18 protein-coding genes are annotated in these 20,906 nt (G+C 73.6%); 10 read left to right on the forward strand and 8 right to left on the reverse strand.

The annotated features are described in order from the left end of the window. Position 1 precedes the first annotated feature (1 nt). On the reverse strand, positions 2-2,038 hold the full coding sequence (locus CO540_RS14895; RefSeq protein ID WP_099164772.1) for a thioredoxin domain-containing protein: 2,037 nt from the start codon (positions 2,036-2,038) through the stop codon (positions 2-4). Positions 2,039-2,181: 143 nt separating this feature from the next. Between CO540_RS14895 and CO540_RS14900 the strand changes: the two genes are divergently transcribed. Then, positions 2,182-3,207, forward strand: a complete 1,026-nt coding sequence (locus CO540_RS14900; RefSeq protein ID WP_099162516.1) for a phosphatidylinositol-specific phospholipase C domain-containing protein — start codon at positions 2,182-2,184, stop codon at positions 3,205-3,207. A 43-nt stretch (positions 3,208-3,250) separates the two neighbouring features. Here CO540_RS14900 and CO540_RS14905 read toward each other — a convergent pair whose 3' ends face one another. The 3 genes from CO540_RS14905 to mca all read right to left on the reverse strand — a co-directional run bounded on the left by CO540_RS14905 (position 3,251) and on the right by mca (position 7,177). Beyond that, positions 3,251-5,740, reverse strand: a complete 2,490-nt coding sequence (locus CO540_RS14905) for a bifunctional diguanylate cyclase/phosphodiesterase (protein ID WP_172968030.1) — start codon at positions 5,738-5,740, stop codon at positions 3,251-3,253. 222 nt (positions 5,741-5,962) lie between these two features. Beyond that, the gene (locus tag CO540_RS14910; RefSeq protein WP_091581846.1) at positions 5,963-6,247 is read right to left on the reverse strand and encodes a hypothetical protein; all 285 of its coding nucleotides are present in this window, start codon (positions 6,245-6,247) and stop codon (positions 5,963-5,965) included. 48 nt (positions 6,248-6,295) lie between these two features. Beyond that, positions 6,296-7,177, reverse strand: coding sequence for a mycothiol conjugate amidase Mca (gene mca, locus CO540_RS14915; RefSeq protein ID WP_099162518.1), 882 nt, complete (start codon positions 7,175-7,177; stop codon positions 6,296-6,298). A 245-nt stretch (positions 7,178-7,422) separates the two neighbouring features. Between mca and CO540_RS14920 the strand changes: the two genes are divergently transcribed. Beyond that, positions 7,423-7,857, forward strand: a complete 435-nt coding sequence (locus CO540_RS14920) for a DUF4307 domain-containing protein (RefSeq protein ID WP_091581853.1) — start codon at positions 7,423-7,425, stop codon at positions 7,855-7,857. Positions 7,858-8,004: 147 nt separating this feature from the next. Next, positions 8,005-8,505, forward strand: a complete 501-nt coding sequence (gene greA / locus CO540_RS14925; RefSeq protein WP_091581857.1) for a transcription elongation factor GreA — start codon at positions 8,005-8,007, stop codon at positions 8,503-8,505. Between the two features lie 125 nt (positions 8,506-8,630). Here greA and ilvA read toward each other — a convergent pair whose 3' ends face one another. Genes ilvA through CO540_RS14945 form a run of 4 tightly spaced genes read right to left on the reverse strand, consistent with a single transcriptional unit; the run spans position 8,631 to position 13,359 of the window. Continuing rightward, entirely contained in the window at positions 8,631-9,851 is a 1,221-nt protein-coding gene (ilvA, locus tag CO540_RS14930) for a threonine ammonia-lyase (RefSeq protein ID WP_099162519.1), read from the reverse strand. Beyond that, complete coding sequence (locus CO540_RS14935; protein WP_099162520.1) at positions 9,848-10,735, reverse strand: DUF4328 domain-containing protein; 888 nt, start codon at positions 10,733-10,735, stop codon at positions 9,848-9,850. Before CO540_RS14935 ends, ilvA begins: the two co-directional genes overlap by 4 nt. Positions 10,736-10,787: 52 nt before the next feature. Further along, positions 10,788-12,200 carry an amidase gene (locus CO540_RS14940; protein ID WP_099162521.1) on the reverse strand — a complete coding sequence of 471 codons (1,413 nt, stop codon included), beginning with the start codon at positions 12,198-12,200 and terminating at the stop codon, positions 10,788-10,790. Positions 12,201-12,216: 16 nt separating this feature from the next. Continuing rightward, positions 12,217-13,359, reverse strand: coding sequence for a cystathionine gamma-synthase (locus CO540_RS14945; protein ID WP_091581872.1), 1,143 nt, complete (start codon positions 13,357-13,359; stop codon positions 12,217-12,219). A gap of 97 nt (positions 13,360-13,456) precedes the next feature. Between CO540_RS14945 and CO540_RS14950 the strand changes: the two genes are divergently transcribed. The 7 genes from CO540_RS14950 (at position 13,457) to CO540_RS14980 (ending at position 20,767) form a co-directional block, all read left to right on the forward strand. After that, positions 13,457-13,834, forward strand: coding sequence for a hypothetical protein (locus tag CO540_RS14950; RefSeq protein WP_099162522.1), 378 nt, complete (start codon positions 13,457-13,459; stop codon positions 13,832-13,834). After that, positions 13,785-14,477, forward strand: a complete 693-nt coding sequence (locus tag CO540_RS14955; protein WP_099162523.1) for a nucleotidyl transferase AbiEii/AbiGii toxin family protein — start codon at positions 13,785-13,787, stop codon at positions 14,475-14,477. The genes CO540_RS14950 and CO540_RS14955 overlap by 50 nt, the downstream gene beginning before the upstream one ends. 132 nt (positions 14,478-14,609) lie before the next feature. Continuing rightward, a complete protein-coding gene (locus CO540_RS14960; protein ID WP_099162524.1) occupies positions 14,610-15,023 on the forward strand; it encodes an HIT family protein in 414 nt (137 codons plus the stop codon). A 76-nt stretch (positions 15,024-15,099) separates the two neighbouring features. Beyond that, positions 15,100-15,762: a peptide-methionine (S)-S-oxide reductase MsrA gene (msrA, locus tag CO540_RS14965; protein ID WP_099162525.1), complete on the forward strand. Its 663-nt coding sequence runs from the start codon at positions 15,100-15,102 to the stop codon at positions 15,760-15,762. 192 nt (positions 15,763-15,954) lie between these two features. Beyond that, entirely contained in the window at positions 15,955-17,745 is a 1,791-nt protein-coding gene (locus CO540_RS14970) for an N-acetylglutaminylglutamine amidotransferase (RefSeq protein WP_099162526.1), read from the forward strand. A gap of 2 nt (positions 17,746-17,747) precedes the next feature. Continuing rightward, positions 17,748-19,586, forward strand: coding sequence for an N-acetylglutaminylglutamine synthetase (ngg, locus tag CO540_RS14975; RefSeq protein WP_099162527.1), 1,839 nt, complete (start codon positions 17,748-17,750; stop codon positions 19,584-19,586). Continuing rightward, on the forward strand, positions 19,583-20,767 hold the full coding sequence (locus CO540_RS14980) for an osmoprotectant NAGGN system M42 family peptidase (protein WP_099162528.1): 1,185 nt from the start codon (positions 19,583-19,585) through the stop codon (positions 20,765-20,767). The genes ngg and CO540_RS14980 overlap by 4 nt, the downstream gene beginning before the upstream one ends. Positions 20,768-20,906 lie beyond the last annotated feature (139 nt).

Raw genomic sequence — 20,906 nt, forward strand, 5'->3', positions numbered from 1 at the left:
CTCAGCCGAGTTGGGCGACCAGGTCCTCGACCGAGGTCACCGGCCGTTGGCAGACGAACCCCCGGCAGACGTACGCGGTGGGCCGCCCGTCGACCAGCGGACGGTCCGCCAGCAGCGGCACACCCGGCTGGTCCGGGGCGCCGGCCACCACCACCGCGCCGGGCGGGGCGTGCCGGCGGGCGGCGGCCACCAGCGGGTCGCCCTCCGGGTCGTCGGTCACCACCGCGATCTCGTACGGGCCGGAGAGCAGCGCCTCGCCGACCGTGGCGGCGTAGCCGGTGAACCGGGCGTGCCGGTCGACGATCGGCGCCACCGTGGACAGGGTCACCTCGGCCGCCTCCCGGTAGCGGGTCTCCCCGGTCAGCGCCGCGTACGCGACCAGCGCCGCGACGACCGCCGAACGGCCGGACGGGGTGGCGTTGTCGGTCGGGTCGGCGGGCCGGGTGACCAGGCGCTCGGCGTCGTCGGCGGTGTCGTAGAAGCCGCCGTCGGCGGACGCGAACCGGGCCAGTGCCACGTCGAGCAGCTGCCCGGCCAACGTCAGCCAGCGTCCCTCGCCGGTGAGCTGGTGCAGCGCGCAGAACGCCTCCGCGACGCAGCCGTAGTCCTCCAGCACCCCGGCCGGCTCGCCGACGACCTTGTCCCGGGAGACCCGGCGCAGGCGGCCGTCGACCAGGTGCACGGCGGCCAGGTGCTCGGCGGCGTCGCGCATGGCCCCGTCGGCGACGATGACCACACCCTCCATCAGGTTCGCGTCCTCGTCCTCCCGGGACGCGTAGAGCGCGGCGACCTGCTGGAACTCGGCGAGCGCGGTGATCGCCAGCCCGTTCCAGGCGGCCACCACCTTGTCGTCGCGGGCCGGCTGGGGCCGGGTGTCGCGGGCGGCCAGCAGCCGGCCCACCACGTCCTGCCAGCGGGCCCGGACCGCCGGGTCGGCGTCGTCGACGTCACGGGCCAGGCGCAGGACGCTGGCGCCGTGCTCGAACGTGCCGTCGGCGGTGACCTCGAAGAGGTCGGCGGCGAACCGTCCGTCGGACTCCCCCAGCACCTCGACCAGCTGCGCCGGCGTCCAGACGTAGGTGAGTCCCTCGACGCCCTCGGTGTCCGCGTCCAGCGCGGAGGCGAAGCCCTCACCGGGTCGGTGCAGCTCGTCGGCGAGGAAGCGGGCGGTGTCGCGGGCGACCCGGCGGGCCAGCCGGTCGCCGGTCAGCCGCCAGAGCTGGGTGTAGACGCGCAGCAGCAGCGCGTTGTCGTAGAGCATCTTCTCGAAGTGCGGCACGGTCCAGTGGCCGTCCACCGAGTAGCGGGCGAAGCCCCCGGCGAGCTGGTCGTTCAGGCCACCCCGGGCCATCGCCTCGCAGGTGTGCCGGACGATCTCCAGGCTGCGCGCCGAGCCGGTGCGCCGGTGGTGCCGGAGCAGGAAGAGCAGGTTCATGTGCGGCGGGAACTTCGGCGCGCCGCCGAAACCGCCGTTCGTCTCGTCGTACTCCTGGGCGAGCTGGCCGGCGGCGCCGTCGAGCAGCTCGGCGGTGAGCGGGGCGGTCACGCCACCGACGGCCTGGGCGCCGCCGATCGCCTCGACCACGGCGGCGCCCTGCCGCAGCACCGCCTCGCGCTGGTCCCGCCAGGCGGCGGCCACCGAGCCGAGCAGCCGGACGAAGTTGGCCCGGGGGAAGTAGGTGCCGCAGAAGAACGGGGTGCCGTCCGGGGTGGCGAACACCGTCATCGGCCAGCCGCCCTGGCCGGTCATGGCCTGGGTGGCGGTCATGTAGACGGCGTCGACGTCGGGGCGCTCCTCCCGGTCGACCTTGACGCAGACGAAGTCGTCGTTCATGAGCCGGGCCACGGCCTCGTTCTCGAACGACTCGTGGGCCATCACGTGGCACCAGTGGCAGGCCGCGTAGCCGACCGAGATCAGCACCGGCACGTCGCGGCGCTTCGCCTCGGCGAACGCCTCGTCGCACCAGGGCCACCAGTCGACCGGGTTGTCGGCGTGCTGGAGCAGGTAGGGCGAGGTGGCCTCGGCGAGTCGGTTCACCACCCGACCCTATCCGCCGCGCCGGACCGCCGCCCCCGGACCGGTCGGAGCCACGAGCCGTCCTTCCGCTATTCACCTTTGTCTATTTGAATCGGCGCATGGCCGGCGTCGTCCACCGCCGGCGCGTCCGAAGGAGACGGTCCATGCGCAGACTCCCCGCCCTGCTCGCCCTCGCCGCCCTCGCCGGATCCCTGCTGGCCCCCGGCACCGCGTCCGCCGAGGTCCCGCCGCAGACCCGGTGGTCCGCCACCACCGGCGTCGGGATCCACAACACGTACGAGCGCGGCACCTACACCTACCTGGCCCAGGCGCTCGACGCCCGGCCCGGGCTGATCGAGCTGGACGTCTGGCCGGACGTGCTGACCCGGCAGTGGCGGGTCAGCCACAGCAACCCGCTGGGCAACGACAACAACTGCGTCGCCGCCACCAGCGCCGCCCAGCTCTACACCGGCACCCGCAACAAGAACCTGGAGCACTGCCTGGACGACATCCGGCTCTGGCTGGGCGCCCACCCCGACGCCGGCCCGCTCATCCTCAAGCTGGAGCTCAAGACCGGCTTCAGCGGCCGTACCGGCCAGGGGCCGGCGCAGCTCGACGCGGTGCTCGCCGCGCGGCTCGGCGACCGGGTGTTCCGCCCGGCCGACCTGCTCGGCGACCACCCCGGCCTGGACGCCGCCGCCCGCGCCGACGCCTGGCCCACCCGCGCGCAGCTCGCCGGCAGGGTGATCGTGGAGCTGATCCCCGGCACCGTCGAGGAGGGCAACCCGACCGACACGCTCTGGACCGACGTCGAGTACGCCCGCCACCTGAACGGTCTGGCGGCCGCCGGCACGCTGGGCAGCGCCCGGGCGTTCCCGGCGGTGCACCGGGCCCAGGCCGGCGACCCCCGGACCCGGTACGCGGACCCGGCCCTGCGCCGGTGGTTCGTGCTCTTCGACGGCGACGCCTCGGCGTACGTCACGGGCGGCGTCGACACCGCCTGGTACGCCGCGAACCACTACCTGCTGGTGATGACCGACGCGCAGAACGTCCCGCCGGCGGTCGGCAGCGGCGACGCCGACGCGGCGGCGGCCCGGGTCGCCCAGCTGGCCCGCGCCCACGCCAGCATCGCCTCGGCCGACTGGGCCACGCTGCCCGCCGTCCTCGACGACGTGCTGCCCCGCGGCTGAGCGCGCCCCCGCGCCGTCGGGCCCGCCCGGCGGCGCGGACCGCTCAGGAGGCGCCGTCGGCGCGCAGCGGGAAGACGTTGCCCCGCGCGGTGTCGCGCAGCGACCCCAGCACCGCCCCGATCTTGTCCGCCGGCATCGGCTTGAAGAAGTGGTAGCCCTGCGCGGCGGTGCATCCCAGTTCGACCAGCGCGGTGCGCTGCTCGGCGGTCTCCACCCCCTCGGCCACCACCCGCAGCCCCAGCTCGTGGGCGAGCCCGACCGTGGTCCGGACGATCGCCGCCGCCTCCGGCGAGTCGGCCATCCGGATGACGAAGGACCGGTCCACCTTCAGCTCGTCCACCGGGATCCGGGTGAGGAACGTCAACGAGGAGAAGCCGGTGCCGAAGTCGTCGACCGCGAGCTGCACGCCCATCGCCCGCAGTGTCGCCAGCACCTCGTCGATGATCTCCAGCTCGCTCATCACGACGGTCTCGGTGATCTCCAGGACCAGCCGGTGCGGCGGCACCTGGTGCCGCCGCAGCGCCTCCTCGATCTCGGCGGGCAGCCGCGGGTCGAGCAGGCTGCGGGCGGACAGGTTCACCGAGATCGGGACGTCCAGCCCCTCCCGCGCCCAGCCGGCGGCCACCTCCAGCGCCTTGTCCAACACGTAGCGGGTGAAGCTGCCGAGCTGCTCGCTGTTCTCCACCGGGCGGATGAAGTCGGCCGGGCCGAGCCAGCCCCGGCGCGGGTGCCGCCACCGGATCAACGCCTCCACCCCGGTCGGCCCGCCGGTGGCCAGGTCCACCGCCGGTTGCAGCGCCAGCACCAGCTGGTCGTCGGTGGCCAGCGCCTCCCGCAGCTCCGCGAGCAACGCCAGGTGGTCGGTGCTCGCCGCGTCGCGGGAGCTGTCGTACGCGGCGACACTGCCGCCACCCTCCTTCGCCTGGTACATGGCGATGTCGGCGCGCCGCAACAGCTCGGTCAGGTCGGCGACGCCGGCGTCGGCCACCACCACGCCGACCGCCACCTCGATCGACATCCGCACCCCGGCCACCTCGGTCGGCGCGGCGAGCCGCTCGGCGACCTCCCGGGCCTGGCGCACCGCGTACGCCAGCGGGGCCGTCCGGTCCTCGACCACCGGGACCGAGGTGAGCAGCAGGGCGAACTCGTCGCCGCCGAGCCGCCCGAGCAGGTCCCCCGGCCGGGTCAGCGCGGCCAGCCGGTTGGCGGTGAGCCGCAGCAACTGGTCGCCCGCCGAGTGGCCGAGCGTGTCGTTGACCTCCTTGAACTGGTTCACGTCCAGCAGCAGCAGAGCCACCGGGTGGTCGTGGGCCCGCTGCCGCAGCGCCTGGTCGCCGCGGGTGAGCAGCGCGGCCCGGTTGAGCAGGCCGGTGAGCTGGTCGTGCACCGCGTCGTACGACGAGCGGGCGGTGACCAGCCGCAGCTCACGGTGGGTCGCGGCGTCGTGCAGGGCGGCGGCCAGGGCGTCGGAGAAGGCGGCCACGCCGTCCTGTTCCCGGGCGGTGGGCGGGGCGGACCGGGCGAACCGCACCCGCAGCCGTCCCACCTCGGCGGGGCCGACGGCGAGCCGCCGGACCAGCTCGTGTTCGCCCGAGCCGCGATCCGCCGGGGGCTCCACCTCCCGATCCCGCACCTGCCCACCGAGGTCGGCCCGGTATCGGCGCCAGCGCCCGTCGCCGCGGGCCACGTCGACCTCGACCAGCTCGGCCCCGAACAGGGTGAGGGCGCCGGTCACGGCGGCGGTCGCCACGCCGCGTTCGTCGAGCTGGTTGAGGGCGGCGGTGGCCTCGGCGAAGGCCCGCCAGGTCCGGCGCTCCTCGTCGGCCCGGAGCCGGTGCCGGTAGGTCTGCTGCAACAACCACAGCGGCGGCGGCAGGAGCAGCAGCCAGCGCGGGTCGAGTTCCAGCAGCGCGACCACCACCAGGCCGACCGCGACGTTGCCGGTGAACATGAGCAGCTTGCCGCGGAGCGCGGCGAGCAGCGGCGGCCCGATCGGGATGCCGTGCCGCAGCGCGAGCGTGGCGGCGCCCAGCCAGGCGGTGGTGAGCAGGTAGGTCACCGCGCCCGCGCTCAGCGCGAGGGCCAGTTCGGGGGTGGGCGCGGCGAGCAGCGGCCGGCCGAGGGCGCTCGCGACCGCCGCGGCCAGCGCCGTGGCGGCGGTGAGCGAGGTGGCGATGCGCACCAGCTCCAGCACCGGTCGGCGGTCCGCCACCAGGGACATCGTGGTCCAGGCGGCGCCGGCGCCGAGCAGCGCGGCGGCCGGCAGCCAGCCGGCGGGGACCAGCCAGAGGCAGACGAGGAGCGCGGCCTCGCCCCAGGTGATGCTGACCATGCCCGACGGGGCCCGGAAGCGGAGCCGGGCGAGCTGGGCCACGGCGAACGCGACGGTGGCGAGGCCGAACCGGGCCGGCCCGGGCAGGGGGTCGTCCACCGGTAGGTGTGCCGGTACGGCGAGGCCGAGCACCGCGGCCAGCAGCGCGGTGACCGCCACCGCGACGGTCAGCAGCACGACGCTCACCGGGGTGCCCCGCAGGCCGAGCCGATCGGGTGGCCGGTCGGCCGGTTCGGAGGTCACGGACCCGCCCCGTCGGCGGGTGCGACCGGGACACGGTCGGGGCCCGTTGCTGCCCTCGACATCGGCGCCCCCCTTCCGCGCAGGGTCCGGGGCCTGACGGTCCCCCCGGCGGAAGGCTAAGCCAAAGCCGGTGGCCGCAACAGGGGGCGACCACCGGCTCGGGCGTGATTCATGCGGTGTTCAGCTGTTTCGGCGCTGCTGGGGGCCGTTGGGGGCGCTCGTCGGTGAATCCTGCTCGACGGCCCCGTCTGTCGGATCGACGACTGCCGAGTCGACCCGGCCGGGCTCGCCCTGCCGCGGGAAGCGGTCGGGCAGGCGGCGCAGGCGGGCGTTCATGTTGCGGATGAGCAGGACGGTGACGGTGGCCAGCGCGACGATGAGGAAGAGGCCCATCGGGCCGGCCAGACCACCCGTGCGGGTGTCACCGAAGTTGTTCTCCGCGAGCACCTGGGCGGTGGTCAGCATGGTGTTCCTCCGATGTGCGGCTGACGACCAGGGTAGCCCGCGCCGATGTCAGTGGGCACGGCACGTCTCGCGCACCCCGGCGAAGAGGTCGGACTCGGGGAGCGGGCTGTCCACCAGCGAACGGGCGAGCTGGAAGTCCTCCGTCGGCCAGGCGCGCTGCTGGAGCTCCATCGGCACCTGGAACCAGAACCCGTCCGGGTCGATCTGGGTGGCGTGGGCGCGCAGCGCGTCGTCGCGGACCGGGAAGTAGGCGGCGCAGTCGACCCGGGTGGTGATGCGCTCCCCCTTGTCGGGACGCTCCTCCCAGCGCTTCATCCACTCGCCGTAGGGCGACTCCAGGCCGGCGGCGAGCATCGCCTCGTGCAGGCCCATGATCTTGGCCCGGGAGAAGCCCACGTCGTAGTAGAGCTTCAGCGGCTGCCACGGCTCGCCCAGCTCCGGGTGGCGCTCCGGGTCGCCGGCCGCCTCGAACGCCGCCACGGTGACCTTGTGGGTCATGATGTGGTCCGGGTGCGGGTAGCCGCCCTCCTCGTCGTACGTGGTGACCACGTGCGGGCGGAACTGGCGCATCAGCCGCACCAGCGGCGCGGCGGCGACCTCCACCTCCTGCAGCGCGAAGCAGCCCTCGGGCAGCGGCGGCAGCGGGTCGCCCTCGGGCAGACCGGAGTCGACGAAGCCGAGCCAGGCCTGCTCGACGCCGAGGACGGCGCGGGCGGCGTCCATCTCGGCGCGACGGATGTCGCCGATGTTGGCCCACACGTCGGGGCGGTCCATCTTGGGGTTCAGCACGCTGCCCCGCTCGCCACCGGTGCAGGTGACGACCAGGACATCCACCCCCTCGGCGACGTATTTCGCCATGGTGGCGGCGCCCTTGCTCGACTCGTCGTCGGGATGGGCGTGCACCGCCATGAGACGCAGCTGTTCTGCCACCTTCGGCGCTCCTCGTCTGTGCCGGCCGGGCGACCCGCCCGGGGCCGACCGGCTGACCTGCCGGAATCTCCCCCCGCGCCCGCGAAAGCCCCCGTGCTGGCACGTCGGGACCGCTGCCGGAGTGGCCGGGACCACCCTGGCCGGTCGAGGCCGACCTGCCATCCTTGACTCAGCGCCGGGCTGGGAAGATGGACCTAGCCATTCTTGCCGATGCCGCCGACAACAACGCCAGGAGATACCCGCCGGTGAGCGAGACGCACGCCACAGTCACACCGGGTACGCCGGTCTTCCCGCCCGGCCGGTACGGCCGCCGCCGGGAGCCGGGCCGCCGCCGGCCGCTCCTGCTCGCCCTGACGGTGACCGTCCTGCTGGCCGTCCTCGGGCTGGCCGCCGCGAAGCTCTACAGCCAGTACGGCGACCCCGAGTACCAGGGCGAGATGATCAGCTACACCGGGATCACCGACTCCCGCGTGGTGGTCGACTTCCGGGTCACCGTGCCACCCGGCGGCTCGGCGACCTGCCTGCTGCGGGCCCGCTCGCACGACGGCGCCGAGGTGGGCCACGTCGAGGCCACCGTGACCGCCGAGTCCGGCCAGCGGCACGTCCGAGCCCGACAGGAGGTGCCCACCAGCGCCCGGCCGTTCATCGGCGAGGTGCTGCGCTGCCGACCGACCGGCTGAGCCGGAGCACCGGCGAGCTGCCGGAACACGCGTACCTCGGGTCCCGCGACCGGCACCCGGGGTGATCGACCACACCTCGACCGGCACCGCACTGGTAACTTGGTAGTTCACCTGTCAGCCAGTCCGCACCAACCGAGGAGATCGCCTGTGTCCACCAACGGAAACGAGGCGCCCGCCACCTGGCTGTCCCAGGACGCTTACGACCGCCTGCAGGCCGAGCTCGACGAGATGATCGCCAACCGGCCGGTCATCGCCGCCGAGATCAACGCCCGGCGCGAGGAGGGCGACCTGCGGGAGAACGGTGGCTACCACGCCGCCCGCGAGGAGCAGGGCAAGGCCGAGGGGCGCATCCTCTATCTCAAGGAGCTGCTGCGCACCGCCAAGGTCGGTGAGGCTCCGGCCGCCGACGTGGTCTCGCCCGGCATGGTCGTCACCATCTACTTCGACGACGACGCCGACGACACCGAGACGTTCCTGCTCGGCTCCCGGGAGATCGCCTCCACCACCGACCTCACCGTCTACAGCCCCGAGTCCGCGCTCGGCAAGGCGATCCTCGGCGGCAAGGCGGGCCAGACCTGCACCTACACGGCCCCCAGCGGCGCCGACATCAAGGTGACCGTCGTGTCCTTCGAGCCCTACTCGGGCTGACCGCCCTCCGGACCCGCGCCGGACGGCTCGGGTCCCGACCCGACCGAGGCTGACAGGCTCCTCGGGCCCCGAGCCACACCCACCCGTTCGCCCCGACCGGACCATCCGGCCGGGGCGTTCGCGGTTCACCCCTCGCCGGCGAAGACGACCTGGTAGCCGCTGGCCCGCAGCGCGCTGATCAGCGTGTCCGAGTGCTCCACCCCACGGGTCTCCACGGACAGCGCCACCTCCACCTCGCCCAGCCGCAGGTGCGGGTTGGCCCGCTGGTGCACCACGTCCACCACGTTGGCCCGGTGCTCGGCGATCTCGCCGAGCAGCGAGGCGAGCTGACCGGGCCGGTCCACGCACCGCACGGTGATCCGCAGGAAGCGGCCGGCCGCGGCCAGGCCGTGCTCGATCACCCGCAGCATCAGCAGCGGATCGATGTTGCCGCCGGAGAGGACCGCGACCACCGGCGGGGTCACCTCCACCGCGCCGGCCAGGAGCGCCGCCACCCCGACCGCCCCGGCCGGCTCCACCACCTGCTTTCCGCGCTCCAGCAGCATCAGCAGCGCGCGGGAGATGTCCTCCTCGGAGACCGTGACCACGTCGTCGACGAGCTTGCGGACGTGGGTGAACGTCAGCTCACCGGGCCGCCCGACGGCGATCCCGTCGGCGATCGTCGCGAACGAGGGCAGCCGGACCGGTTCGCCGGCCCGCAGCGAGGGCGGGAAGGCGGCGGCGCTCGCCGCCTGCACCCCGATCACCCGTACGTCGGGACGCAGCGCCTTGGCCGCCACCGCCATGCCCGACACCAGCCCGCCACCGCCCACCCCGGTCACGATGGTGCGCACGTCCGGGCACTGTTCGAGCAGTTCCAGCGCCACCGTGCCCTGACCGGCGATGACGTCCGGGTGGTCGAACGGGTGGATGAACACCGCACCGGTCCGCTCGGCGAAGGTCTGGGCCGCGATCAGCGACTCGTCCACCGTGCTGCCGACCAGCTCGATCTGCGCGCCGTACCCCTTGGTCGCGGCGACCTTCGGCAGCGGCGCGTTCACCGGCATGAAGACGGTGGCGTGCGTGCCGACCAGACCGGCGGCGAGCGCCACCCCCTGGGCGTGGTTGCCGGCGCTGGCGGCCACCACGCCCCGGGCCCGCTCGTCGGCGGAGAGCCGGGAGATCCGCACGTACGCGCCCCGCACCTTGTACGAGCCGGCGCGCTGCATGTTCTCGCACTTGAGCCAGACCGGCCCGCCGAGCGCGGCGCTGAGCGGACGGGACGGCTCCAGCGGCGTGGTGCGGGTGACGCCGGCGAGCAGCTCCCGCGCGGCCTGTACGTCGGCGAGACCGACCAGTTCCGTCATGCCCCGATCGTGCCACCCGCCCCGGCCGCAGGCGGCGGCGACGTCACCGACGGCGCGTCCGGTCCGGCGACCGCCGGCGCGGGCGTGGCGGAAGCGGGCCAGCCGGGGTGGCCCGGCCAGGCGGGCACGGCCCGGGCGAGGCGGTCCTGCTGGGCGGCCGAGATCCGGCGGACCAGCACGACGAACGAGATGCCGGCGACCAGGCAGGCCACCGACAGCAGCAGCCGGCCGCCGAGCGCGTCCTGGTAGTAGCGGACGTAGCTGCCGTACTCCACGTCGTTCTGCGGCCACTCGGTCAGCCGCGAGTACCGCTGGTCGTCGCCGCGGCTGACCACCCGGTCGCCGACCGAGAAGACGAGCCAGGCGGCCCACCAGACGCCGACCAGGGCCGGCGTGGTGCGCCGGAGCAGGCTGTCCCGGGCGATGTTCGCGACCACCCGGGCCGGGACCACGAAGTTGGCGAACGGCACCAGCCAGCCGGCGATCGCCCAGCCCGGGCCGAGGCTCGGCAGGGCGCCCGCGAACGCGTCGGTGTTCTTCCGCGCCCGCCAGGTCCAGATGATGACCAGCACCGCCGCGGTCAGGAGGGCCAGCAGGTAGGGCAGCCCGAGCAGCAGTTCGGCGACCGCCGCGCCCAGCAGCAGGTCCCGGTCGCCCTGCTCGGCCGCCGTGCGGGCCATCCGCGCCCCGACCAGCGGGAACAGCGCGCCCGGCAGGTAGAGCACGGTGGCCGCGCCGACCGCGACCGCCGCGGCGGTGCCGAGGCCACGGACCGGGTACGTGGGCACGCCGGGCAGCACCGGCGGCTGGCCGAACGGCGTACCGCAACGCTGGCAGTCGGGGTCGACCGGGGACGCGACGTCCCCGCAGGTCTGGCAGTGCATCGGGGACCGTCCGGAAGGGTGTGCGCGACAGGGGTGCGCACACGTTAGACGATCACGCGGTGGCCGGCGACCCCGTACCGACCCGGGGATAGCCGGGAGCGTGCCGCGTCCACGGCGCCTGCATCTCGAACTGCCCGGCCACGCCGAGCAGCAGCAGCTCCGAGCCGGGCGGGCCGACGAACTGCACGCCGACCGGCAACCCGTCCGGGCGGCGGCCGACCGGCACCACGATCGACGGCAGGCCGGCGATGTTCCACGGCGCGGCGTACGGGGCGTACCGGATGTTGGTCGACATGTTCGCCAGCCAGGAGCGGCCGGACCAGCCGGCGGCCGGCGGCGGCGGCCCGGCCAGCGCCGGGGTGAGCAGCAGGTCGACCGAGTGGTCGGCGAAGAACTGCACCGACCGCTCGCGCCAGGCCGTCCGGTCGGCCTCCCGGACGTACCCCCGGCGCTGCGCCCACTCCCCCAGCGCGACGTGCCGGCGGCTGCGCCGCTGGAGCTGGCGCGGCGCCACCCCGGCGGCCCGCACGTCCGCCGCGGCGGCCGCGAACCAGGTGGCGATGCCCTGCAGGCCGAGCCGGGTCGGGTAGACCGGGTCGGCGGGAACGGTGTCGTGCCCGGCGGCGGCCAGCAGCCGGCCGGCCGCGGCGACGGCGTCCCGGTTCGGCGCGTCCGGGGAGACGCCGCGCACCGGGGAGCGCAGCGACACGCCCACCCGCAGCCGCGGCGGTGGGACCAGCCGGTCCGGCCGGCGGCCGGCCAGCACCGAGAAACCGACCACCGCGTCGGCGACCGTCCCGGTCAGCATGCCGTGCTCGGTGAGGCCGAACCAGTCGTCCGCGCCGAGCTGGCAGGGCACCACACCCCGGCCGGGCTTGAGGCCGACCAGGCCGCAGCAGGCCGCCGGGATGCGGATCGAGCCGAGACCGTCGTTGCCGTGGGCCATCGGCACCAGCCCGGCGGCCACCGCGGCGGCCGCGCCGCCGGAGGAGCCGCCGGGGGTGCGCGACAGGTCCCACGGGTTACGGGTCACGCCGGTGTCGTCGTCGGTGAGGGCCCACAGGCCCAGCTCCGGCATCCGGGTCACGCCGAGGATCACCGCGCCCGCGCCGCGCAGCCGGCGGACCACCTCGTGGTCGGCCTCCGCCACGCCGGTACGCATCGCGGCCGACCCGTTCCAGGTGGGCAGCCCGGCGACCGGCGTGTTCTCCTTGACCGCCACCGGCACGCCGGCCAGCGGCAGGTCGGCCAGTTCCTCCTGCTCGTCGACCTTCTCCGCCTCGGTGATCGCCTCGCCGCCGCGTACCGTGCGGAACGCGGCCAGTTCGGCGTCGACCCGGGCGGCGTGGTCGAGGTGGTCGGCCACCACCTGCGTGGCGGAGACGTCACCACGGCGGACCGCACGGGCGATCTGCTTCGCGGTCGCCCCGACCCAGGTCGTCGGCAAGATGTCCGGCACTGCCACCCTCCCCGTCCAGCGGTCAGCCCAGCGCCTGCTCCAGATCGGCGAGCAGGTCGTCGACCGTCTCGATGCCGACAGACAGTCGCACGAGATCGCCGGGAACTTCAAGCGGCGAGCCGGCAGCGCTCGCGTGTGTCATCCGGCCCGGGTGCTCGATCAGGGACTCCACGCCGCCGAGCGACTCGGCGAGCACGAACAGCCGGGTGGAGTTGCAGATCTCCACGGCGTGCTCCTCGCCGCCCGCCGCGCGGAACGAGATCATGCCGCCGAACCGGCGCATCTGCTTGGCCGCGACCTCGTGCCCCGGGTGCGACGGCAGGCCCGGGTAGATCACCTGGCCGACCTTCGCGTGCCCGTCCAGGTAGGCCGCGATCCGCTCGGCGTTGTCGCAGTGCCGGTCCATCCGTACCCCGAGGGTCTTGATGCCGCGCAGGGTGAGCCACGCGTCGAACGGACCGTTGACGGCGCCCATCGCGTTCTGGTGGTAGCGCAGTTCCTCGCCGAGGGTGCGGTCCGCGGCGACCAGCGCGCCACCGACCACGTCGGAGTGCCCGCCGACGTACTTGGTGGTGGAGTGCACCACCACGTCCGCGCCGAACGCGATCGGCTGCTGCAGGTACGGCGAGGCGAACGTGTTGTCGACCACCAGCAGCGCGCCGGCGTCGTGCGCCACGGCGGCCAGGGCGGCGATGTCGGCGATGCCGAGCAGCGGGTTGGTCGGCGTCTCCACCCAGACGATCTTCGTGGTGCCGGGGCGGATCGCGGCGCGGACCGCGTCCGGGTCGGAGACCCTGGCCGGGGTGTACGCCAGACCCCACCGCTCGGCCACCTTGGCGAAGAGCCGGTAGGTGCCGCCGTACGCGTCGTCCGGGATGACCACGTGGTCGCCCGGCTTGCACACGGTGCGCAGCAGGGTGTCCTCGGCGGCCAGGCCGCTGGCGAAGGCGAGCCCCACCGGGCCGCCCTCCAGCGCGGCCAGGCACTCCTGCAGCGCGTCCCGGGTGGGGTTGCCGGAGCGGCTGTACTCGTAGCCCTCGCGCGGTGCGCCGACGGCGTCCTGGGCGTAGGTGCTGGTCTGGTAGATCGGCGGGATCACCGCACCGGTGCGGGCCTCGGGGTCCTGACCGGCGTGGATGGCGAGCGTCTCGAAGCCGTGACTCATGCCGCAGACGTTAGCCCGCCGGCTCACCCGACTGCCGTCGAACCCGGGCGCGCGCCGCCGCCGCGAGGTTGTCGGCCGGGTCCGCCATACTAGGCCGGTGAGTTCGACCGAAGCGCTGCCGTCCCGTCTGCTCGGCACGATCGACCGGATCCCCACCTCGCTGGAGATCCTGACTGGTCCGCGATCGGGCCGGGTCAGCCTGCCGGTGCGACTCGCCTGGTCGGGCCCGGCCGACTTCGACATCGGCGACGCGCGTGAACGACTGACCCTCTACTGCCTCCTCCTCGACTGCGGCCAGCGCAGCGACATCGTGCAATACGTCAACACCACGCTGCTCCGCCAGGACTGGCCTCGCATCCGCCGGTTGACCGCGCGCCGCGTGACCCGGCTCTGGGAGCGACGACTGCCAGACCTCATCGCCGGTGATGGACGAGCTGCACCGTCGACTGCTGGAGATCGGTTTCGCCGCCGGTGACGACCTGGGGTTGATGCTCGCGGGCGGCTATGCCATGTGCGCCCACGACCTGGTCGACCGCCCTTCTCAGGACATCGACTTCGCGACGGCCACCGCGATTCCGCTTCCCACCGTGACGGACCGTCTCGCCGCCGCCTACATCGCGGCCGGGTTCTCCGCTCGGATCGTTGAGTCGACGCCCCGAATGGCTCGCCTGCTGATCTCGAACGACGTGTCGTCGTGCGAGGTCGACCTGCTCAAGGAGGCCCTCGCGCCGCCGGCCCGAATGGCTCTGGGCCCGGTGCTTGCCTTCGACGACGCCGTCGGGCTCAAGGTTCGCGCGCTGCACGACCGCGCCGCCCACCGGGACTACATCGACGTCCGCGCCGCGAACGAGAGGCTCGCATGGACCGAGCTGGAGCACCTCGGCGCCCGCCACACCGCGGGTTTCTCGCTGGACGAGTTGGCCGACCGGTTGGGTGGCGTGACGGAGCGGGACATCCGGACCTTCCGTTCATACGGGCTCACCGAGCCGCAGGTCGACGAGCTTCGGACATGGGCCCTGGGCTGGGAGGCGGATATCCGGGCGCGCCTGGCCAACGGTGAGACCGGCCCGGTGGGCGTTCCCGACGATGACTGGGACGCATACCTGGACGAGTCCTGAGCGCCTCACCCCAACCTGTCGATCATGAAGTTGACGATGGCTACGGGGTCGGCGACATGTCGCCGCCAACTTCATGATCGGCGGACGTTGCGGAGGCGGGCCCGGGGGGGTGACGCGGTCTAGCCTGAGCGCATGAGCGGGTGCGTGTTCTGCGGGATCATCGCCGGCGAGGTGCCGGCCTTCACGGTGACCGACGAGCCGGACGGGGTAGCGTTCCTGGACACCCGGCCGGTGTTCAAGGGGCACGTGCTGGTGGTGCCCCGTGCGCACGTGGAGACGCTTGCCGACCTGCCGGACGACGCGTTGCCCGGCTACTTCCGGCTGGTGCGGCGGATCGCGGTGGCGGTGGAGTCCGGTCTGGGGTCGGGTGGGACGTTCGTGGCGATGAACAACCGGGTGTCCCAGTCCGTCCCGCACCTGCACACCCACGTCGTGCCCCGGACGAAGGGCGACGGGCTGCGGGGCTTCTTCTGGCCCCGTACCCGCTACGCCGACGACACCGAGGCGGCCGACTTCGCCGCCCGGATCTCGGCGGCGCTCGCCTGAGCGTCGGGTGGGCGGGTAAGGAACCGGGAACCGACGCTGTTGCACACGTTGGGAAAGCCAAGAGAGGAGTCCCACCGTGTTCCTCCGCCGCATGAAGGCCGAGATGATCTCTCCTGACCAGGCCCTGCCGGGCCGCCCGATCGCCATGCCGATCGCCGACCGGCACGAGGTGCTGCCGTCGACGCTGAAGGGCCCGTTCCCCGAGGGCGCGCAGGTAGCCGTCTTCGGCATGGGCTGTTTCTGGGGCGCCGAGCGGCTGTTCTGGACCCTCCCCGGCGTGCTCACCACGTCCGCCGGCTACGCGGGTGGCTACACCACCAACCCGACGTACGAGGAGGTGTGCTCCGGCATGACCGGGCACGCCGAGGTGGTCCAGGTGGTCTACGACCCGTCGAAGATCGCCTACGAGGACCTGCTCAAGGTCTTCTGGGAGAACCACGACCCGACCCAGGGCATGCGCCAGGGCAACGACGTGGGCACCCAGTACCGGTCCGCCATCTACACCACGACGGACGAGCAGCGCGCCGCCGCCGAGGCGTCCCGGGACGCGTTCGCGCCGATCGTGGCGCGGGCCGGCAAGGGCGAGATCACCACGGAGATCGCCCCGCTCGGCGACTACTACTTCGCCGAGGACTACCACCAGCAGTACCTGGCCCCGACGAAGAACCCGAACGGCTACTGCAACCACGGCCCGAACGGGCTGAGCTGCCCGGTCGGCGTGGCCCGTACCGCCGCCTGACGCCCGATGCCGGGTCTGCGGTGTTCGTCACATCGCGGGCCCGGCTCATCTCGGGCATCCGACGCCGAGCGGGCAGGAACCGACGCGTTCCTTCACAGCCACACTCCGTAACCGCGCATCGTAGCAACCTGTCACACGTTCGTCATCGTCTCAACAGGCGAACTGCAACAACCTCTGGCAGCATTGGCTCGCATGTGCGGACTTGCGGGAGAGTTCCGCCGTGACGGTTCACGCGCCGACGTCTCGGCCGTGGAGCGGATGGCGGCCACGATGAGTGACCGAGGGCCCGACGACAGCGGCGTCTGGTCGCAGGGCCCGACCGCGCTGGGACACCGGCGCCTGAAGATCATCGACCTGTCCGCGGCGAGCGGCCAACCGATCGTCGACGCCGCCGCCGGGCTCACCGGGGTCTTCAACGGCTGCATCTACAACTACCGCGAGCTGCGCGCGGAGTTGCAGGCCAAGGGCCACCGCTTCTTCTCCGCCGGTGACAGCGAGGTCGTGGTCAAGGCGTACGCCGAGTGGGGGCTCGACTTCGTCGACCACCTGGTCGGCATGTTCGCGGTCGCGATCAGCGAGCGGGACACCGGCCGCCTGGTGCTGGCCCGCGACCGGCTCGGCATCAAGCCGCTCTACCTGGCCGAGAGCCCCGGCGTGGTGCGCTTCGCCTCGACCCTGCCGGCGCTGCTGGCCGGCGGCGGCGTGGACACCACCATCGACCGGGTGGCGCTCGCCCACTACCTGAGCTTCCACAGCATCGTGCCGCCGCCGCGGACCATCCTCGCCGGCGTCACCAAGCTGCCCCCGGCCACGGTCCGGGTGTACGAGGCGGACGGCACCACCCGGGAGCGGGTCTACTGGGACCCGACCTTCGGGCGCGCCGCCGAGCGGGCCGGCTGGTCCGAACAGGACTGGCAGGACGCCCTGCTCGACTCGCTGACCACCGCCGTCCGTCGCCGGATGGTGGCCGACGTGCCGGTGGGCGTGCTGCTCTCCGGCGGCCTCGACTCCAGCCTGGTGGTCGCGCTGCTCGCCGGTGAGGGCCAGGCCCGGTCCGGCCTGGCCACGTTCTCCATCGGCTTCGACGCGGTCGGCGGCCGGGAGGGCGACGAGTTCGTCTACTCCGACCTGGTGGCCAAGACGTTCGGCACCGACCACCACCAGATCCGGGTGCCCACCGGCGACCTGCTGCCGCCGCTGGAGGCCGCCGTCGCGTCCATGAGCGAGCCCATGGTCAGCCACGACTGCGTGGCGTTCTGGCTGCTCAGCCAGGAGGTGGCGAAGCACGTCAAGGTGGTGCAGTCGGGCCAGGGCGCGGACGAGATCCTGGGCGGCTACCACTGGTACCCGCCGCTCGCCGGGGTGGACCGGGAGCAGGCGCTCGACACGTACGCGAAGGCGTTCTTCGACCGGGACGCGGCCGGGCTGGCCCGGGTGCTCAACCCGGACTGGCTGGCCGACGGCGACCCGGCGCGCGAGTTCGTGGCCGCCCACCTGGGCCGGGCGGGCGCGGAGACCGCGGTCGACGCCGGCCTGCGGATCGACACCCAGGTCATGCTGACCGACGACCCGGTGAAGCGGGTCGACAACATGACCATGGCGCACGGCCTGGAGGCCCGGGTGCCGTTCCTCGACCACGAGTTCGTGGAGCTGGCCGCGAGCTGCCCACCCGAGCTGAAGCTGGCCCAGGGCGGCAAGGGCGTGCTCAAGGAGATCGGCCGCCGGGTCCTGCCGCACGAGGTGATCGACCGGCCCAAGGGCTACTTCCCGGTGCCCGGCCTCACCCACCTGGAGGGCAAGCTCCTCGACCGGGTGCGCGACGCGCTCACCGCGCCCGAGGCGCGCCGGCGTGACCTGTTCCGCGGCGACTACGTCGACGCGCTGCTCGCCGACCCGAACGCCGAACTGACCCCGTTGAACGGAAACAAGCTGTGGCAACTGGGACTCCTGGAAATGTGGCTCCAGAGCCACGGAATCGACTGACCATGACGGACACCCTCGCCACCGGAACGGCGCGTACCGACCGGGAACGGGTGCTGGGGCGCCGCCGGGAACGGACCGGGCCGGGCGGTGACCCGGTCGCACCGGGCGCCCCGGAGCCGCGACAGCCGGAGACCGGGTCCGCCGACGCCTCCGGTGTCGTGCTGGACTGCGGCTGGGGCCGGCTGGTGTTCGGGCAGACGTTCGCCGACCAGGTGCACGTGGCCGACGTGCTGCGCTCCGAGGCGGTCGGCGCCCGGGACATCTGCATCTACCTGCGCGACCCGCACGTGCTGGTCTCCCGGCTGCCGGACGAGCTGTTCATCGACCCGTCGCTGACCTACCGGCTGCCGCTGGGCGAGCGCCGCCCGGCCGCCACCGAGGGCGGCGAGATCCCCGGGCTCACCATCCGGCCGCTGCGCGACGCGGACGACGCGGACGCGGTCAACCGGATCTACGCCCGCAACGGCATGGTCACCGCCCCGGTCGAGGTGCTGGTGGACAACGCCGCCACCGACCGGTTCCTGCACCTGGTGGCCGAGGACGCCACCGGCGAGGTGGTCGGCACCATCACCGGCGTGGACCACGTCGCGGTCTTCGACGACCCGGAGAACGGGGCCAGCCTCTGGTGCCTGACCGTCGACTTCAACACCGCGCCGCCCGGCACCGGCCAGGCGCTGCTCACCGCGCTCGCCGACCAGCTCGACACGCGCGGCCGGGCGTACGTGGACCTGTCCGTGCTGGCCGAGAACTCGGGCGCGATCCGGCTCTACGAGCGGCTCGGCTTCCACCGCACCGGCACGCTCTGCGTCAAGCGGAAGAACCCGATCAACGAGCGCCTGTTCCTGCCCGCCATGCCGGAGGGGTACGACGAGCTCAACCCGTACGCGAAGATCGTCGCGGACGAGGCGATGCGGCGTGGCATCCGGGTGGAGGTCACCGACCCGCACTGGGGTGAGCTGAAGCTGACCACCGGGGGCCGGACCATCCACACCCGCGAGTCACTGTCGGAGCTGACCTCGGCGGTGGCGATGAGCCGCTGCGACGACAAGCGGGTGACCCGGCGCATCCTGACCGAGGCGGGGCTGTCCGTGCCGCGCGGTCGCACCGCCACCGGCGAACCCGACGACCTCGCGTTCCTGGCCGACGTCGGCCCGGTGGTGGTCAAGCCGGCGCGGGGCGAGCAGGGCAACGGGATCACCGTCGGCGTGCGGACGGCGGAGGCGTTGACCGCCGCGGTCGAGCTGGCCCGCCGGTTCTGCCCGGACGTGCTGATCGAGGAGCTGCGCGCGGGCGAGGACCTGCGAGTGGTGGTGATCGACCACGAGGTGGTCGCCGCCGCGGTCCGGCGCCCGGCGCAGATCACCGGAGACGGAGTGCACGACGTCACCGAGCTGATCGAGCGGCAGAGCCGACGCCGGGCCGCCGCCACCGGCGGCGAGTCCCGGATCCCGATCGACGACATGACCCGTGAGGTGGTGGCCGAGGCCGGCTACCAGATGCACGACGTGCTGCCGGAGGGGCAGGTGCTGGCGGTCCGGCGGACCGCCAACCTGCACACCGGCGGCACCATCCATGACGTGACCGCCGAGCTGCACCCGGCGATCGCCGAGGCGTGCGTGACCGCCAGCCGGGCGCTGGACATCCCGGTCACCGGGTTGGACCTGCTGGTCCCCGCCCCGGACGCGCCGGAACACGTGTTCATCGAGGCCAACGAGCGGCCGGGGCTGGCCAACCACGAGCCGCAGCCGACCGCCGAACGCTTCGTCGACCTGCTCTTCCCGGGCACGCGGGCACCGCAGCGACTCTGGTCGCCGGCCGGTGCGGCAGGCTCAGGGGCATGACCGCACGGAAACCCCAACCGCTCAAGCTCGACCTCGAATACCTGCGCCAGGTGCTGGTGGAACTGCTGGAGATCCCCAGCCCGTCCGGGCGTACCGACCACATCCAGCAGTACGTGGGCGAGCGGCTCTCCGCGCTCGGGATCAGCTCCACGCTGACCCGGCGCGGAGCGCTGAGCGCCAGCCTGCCCGGGCCCCGGGCTACCGGCGCGGACCGCGCGCTCGTGGTGCACACCGACACCATCGGCGGCATGGTGAAGCGGCTCAAGGAGAACGGCCGGCTGGAGATCAACCCGATCGGCACGCACAGCGCCCGCTTCGCCGAGGGCGCCCACGTGCGGATCTTCACCGACGACCTGGACCGGGTGATCACCGGCCAGGTGCTGCCGCTCAAGGCCAGCGGGCACCGCTACAACGAGGCGGTCGACCTCCAGGGCGTCGGCTGGGAGCTGGTCGAGGTCCGGGTCGACGAGCCGGTGCACGACGAGGCAGGCCTCCGCGCGCTCGGCGTCGACGCCGGCGACTTCGTCGCGCTGCTGCCCAACCCGACGATCACCCCGAGCGGATACGTCAAGTCCCGGCACCTGGACGACAAGGCCGGGGTGGCCGCGGTGCTGACCGCGTTCAAGGCGATGGTCGACGCCGGCGTCACCCCGGCGGTCACCGCGCACCTGCTGGTCACCGTCACCGAGGAGATCGGCCACGGCGCCAGCCACGGGCTGGACCCGGACGTGGCGGAGATCGTCTCGGTGGACGCGGCGGTGGTCGCGCCCGGCCAGCAGTCCCGGGAGAACGCGGCCACGCTGGCGATGGGCGACGGCGTCGGCCCGTTCGACTACCACCTCACCCGCAACCTGGCCTCGATCGCCAAGGAGCACGGCGTCGACCTGGTCCGGGACGTGTTCGACTACTACCGCTCGGACGCCGCCTCGGCGGTCGAGGCCGGGGCGCACGCCCGGGTGGCGCTGCTCGGCTTCGGCGTGGACGCCACCCACGGGCACGAGCGCACCCACCTCGACGGCCTGCACCATCTCGCCCAACTGCTCTGCCTCTATCTGCAGAGCCCGCTGGTCTTCCCCGAGTGGGACGCCGAGCCGGAGGGCGACCTGGCCGACTTCCCGTCGCTGGCGGTGCAGCCGGCGCACGAGGAGGGCCCCCGGGAGGGCCCGATCGGCGTGGAGTGACCGTCACCCGGCCGACCCTCCGCCCGAGGGCCGGCCGGCCCGGGCGGAGGGCGAGGCTCACGCTCGGTGACGGGCGCTGACGGGCAGAGCCGGCCACGGGCCTTTCGAGCTGATATCAGAAACGACTCACCCGCCGTCG

The sequence above is a fragment of the Micromonospora sp. WMMA2032 genome (assembly GCF_002688545.1).
Lineage (GTDB): Bacteria > Actinomycetota > Actinomycetes > Mycobacteriales > Micromonosporaceae > Micromonospora > Micromonospora sediminicola.

Bases quoted from the DNA above. Each gene is read 5' to 3' on its own strand.
- ngg (WP_099162527.1), top strand. From the start codon at position 17,748: ATGACGGACACCCTCGCCACCGGAACGGCGCGTACCGACCGGGAACGG.
- CO540_RS14910 (WP_091581846.1), bottom strand. From the start codon at position 6,247: ATGCTGACCACCGCCCAGGTGCTCGCGGAGAACAACTTCGGTGACACC.
- CO540_RS14970 (WP_099162526.1), top strand. From the start codon at position 15,955: ATGTGCGGACTTGCGGGAGAGTTCCGCCGTGACGGTTCACGCGCCGAC.
- CO540_RS14935 (WP_099162520.1), bottom strand. From the start codon at position 10,735: ATGCACTGCCAGACCTGCGGGGACGTCGCGTCCCCGGTCGACCCCGAC.
- ilvA (WP_099162519.1), bottom strand. From the start codon at position 9,851: ATGACGGAACTGGTCGGTCTCGCCGACGTACAGGCCGCGCGGGAGCTG.
- CO540_RS14945 (WP_091581872.1), bottom strand. From the start codon at position 13,359: ATGAGTCACGGCTTCGAGACGCTCGCCATCCACGCCGGTCAGGACCCC.
- CO540_RS14900 (WP_099162516.1), top strand. From the start codon at position 2,182: ATGCGCAGACTCCCCGCCCTGCTCGCCCTCGCCGCCCTCGCCGGATCC.
- CO540_RS14980 (WP_099162528.1), top strand. From the start codon at position 19,583: ATGACCGCACGGAAACCCCAACCGCTCAAGCTCGACCTCGAATACCTG.
- CO540_RS14955 (WP_099162523.1), top strand. From the start codon at position 13,785: ATGGACGAGCTGCACCGTCGACTGCTGGAGATCGGTTTCGCCGCCGGT.
- CO540_RS14960 (WP_099162524.1), top strand. From the start codon at position 14,610: ATGAGCGGGTGCGTGTTCTGCGGGATCATCGCCGGCGAGGTGCCGGCC.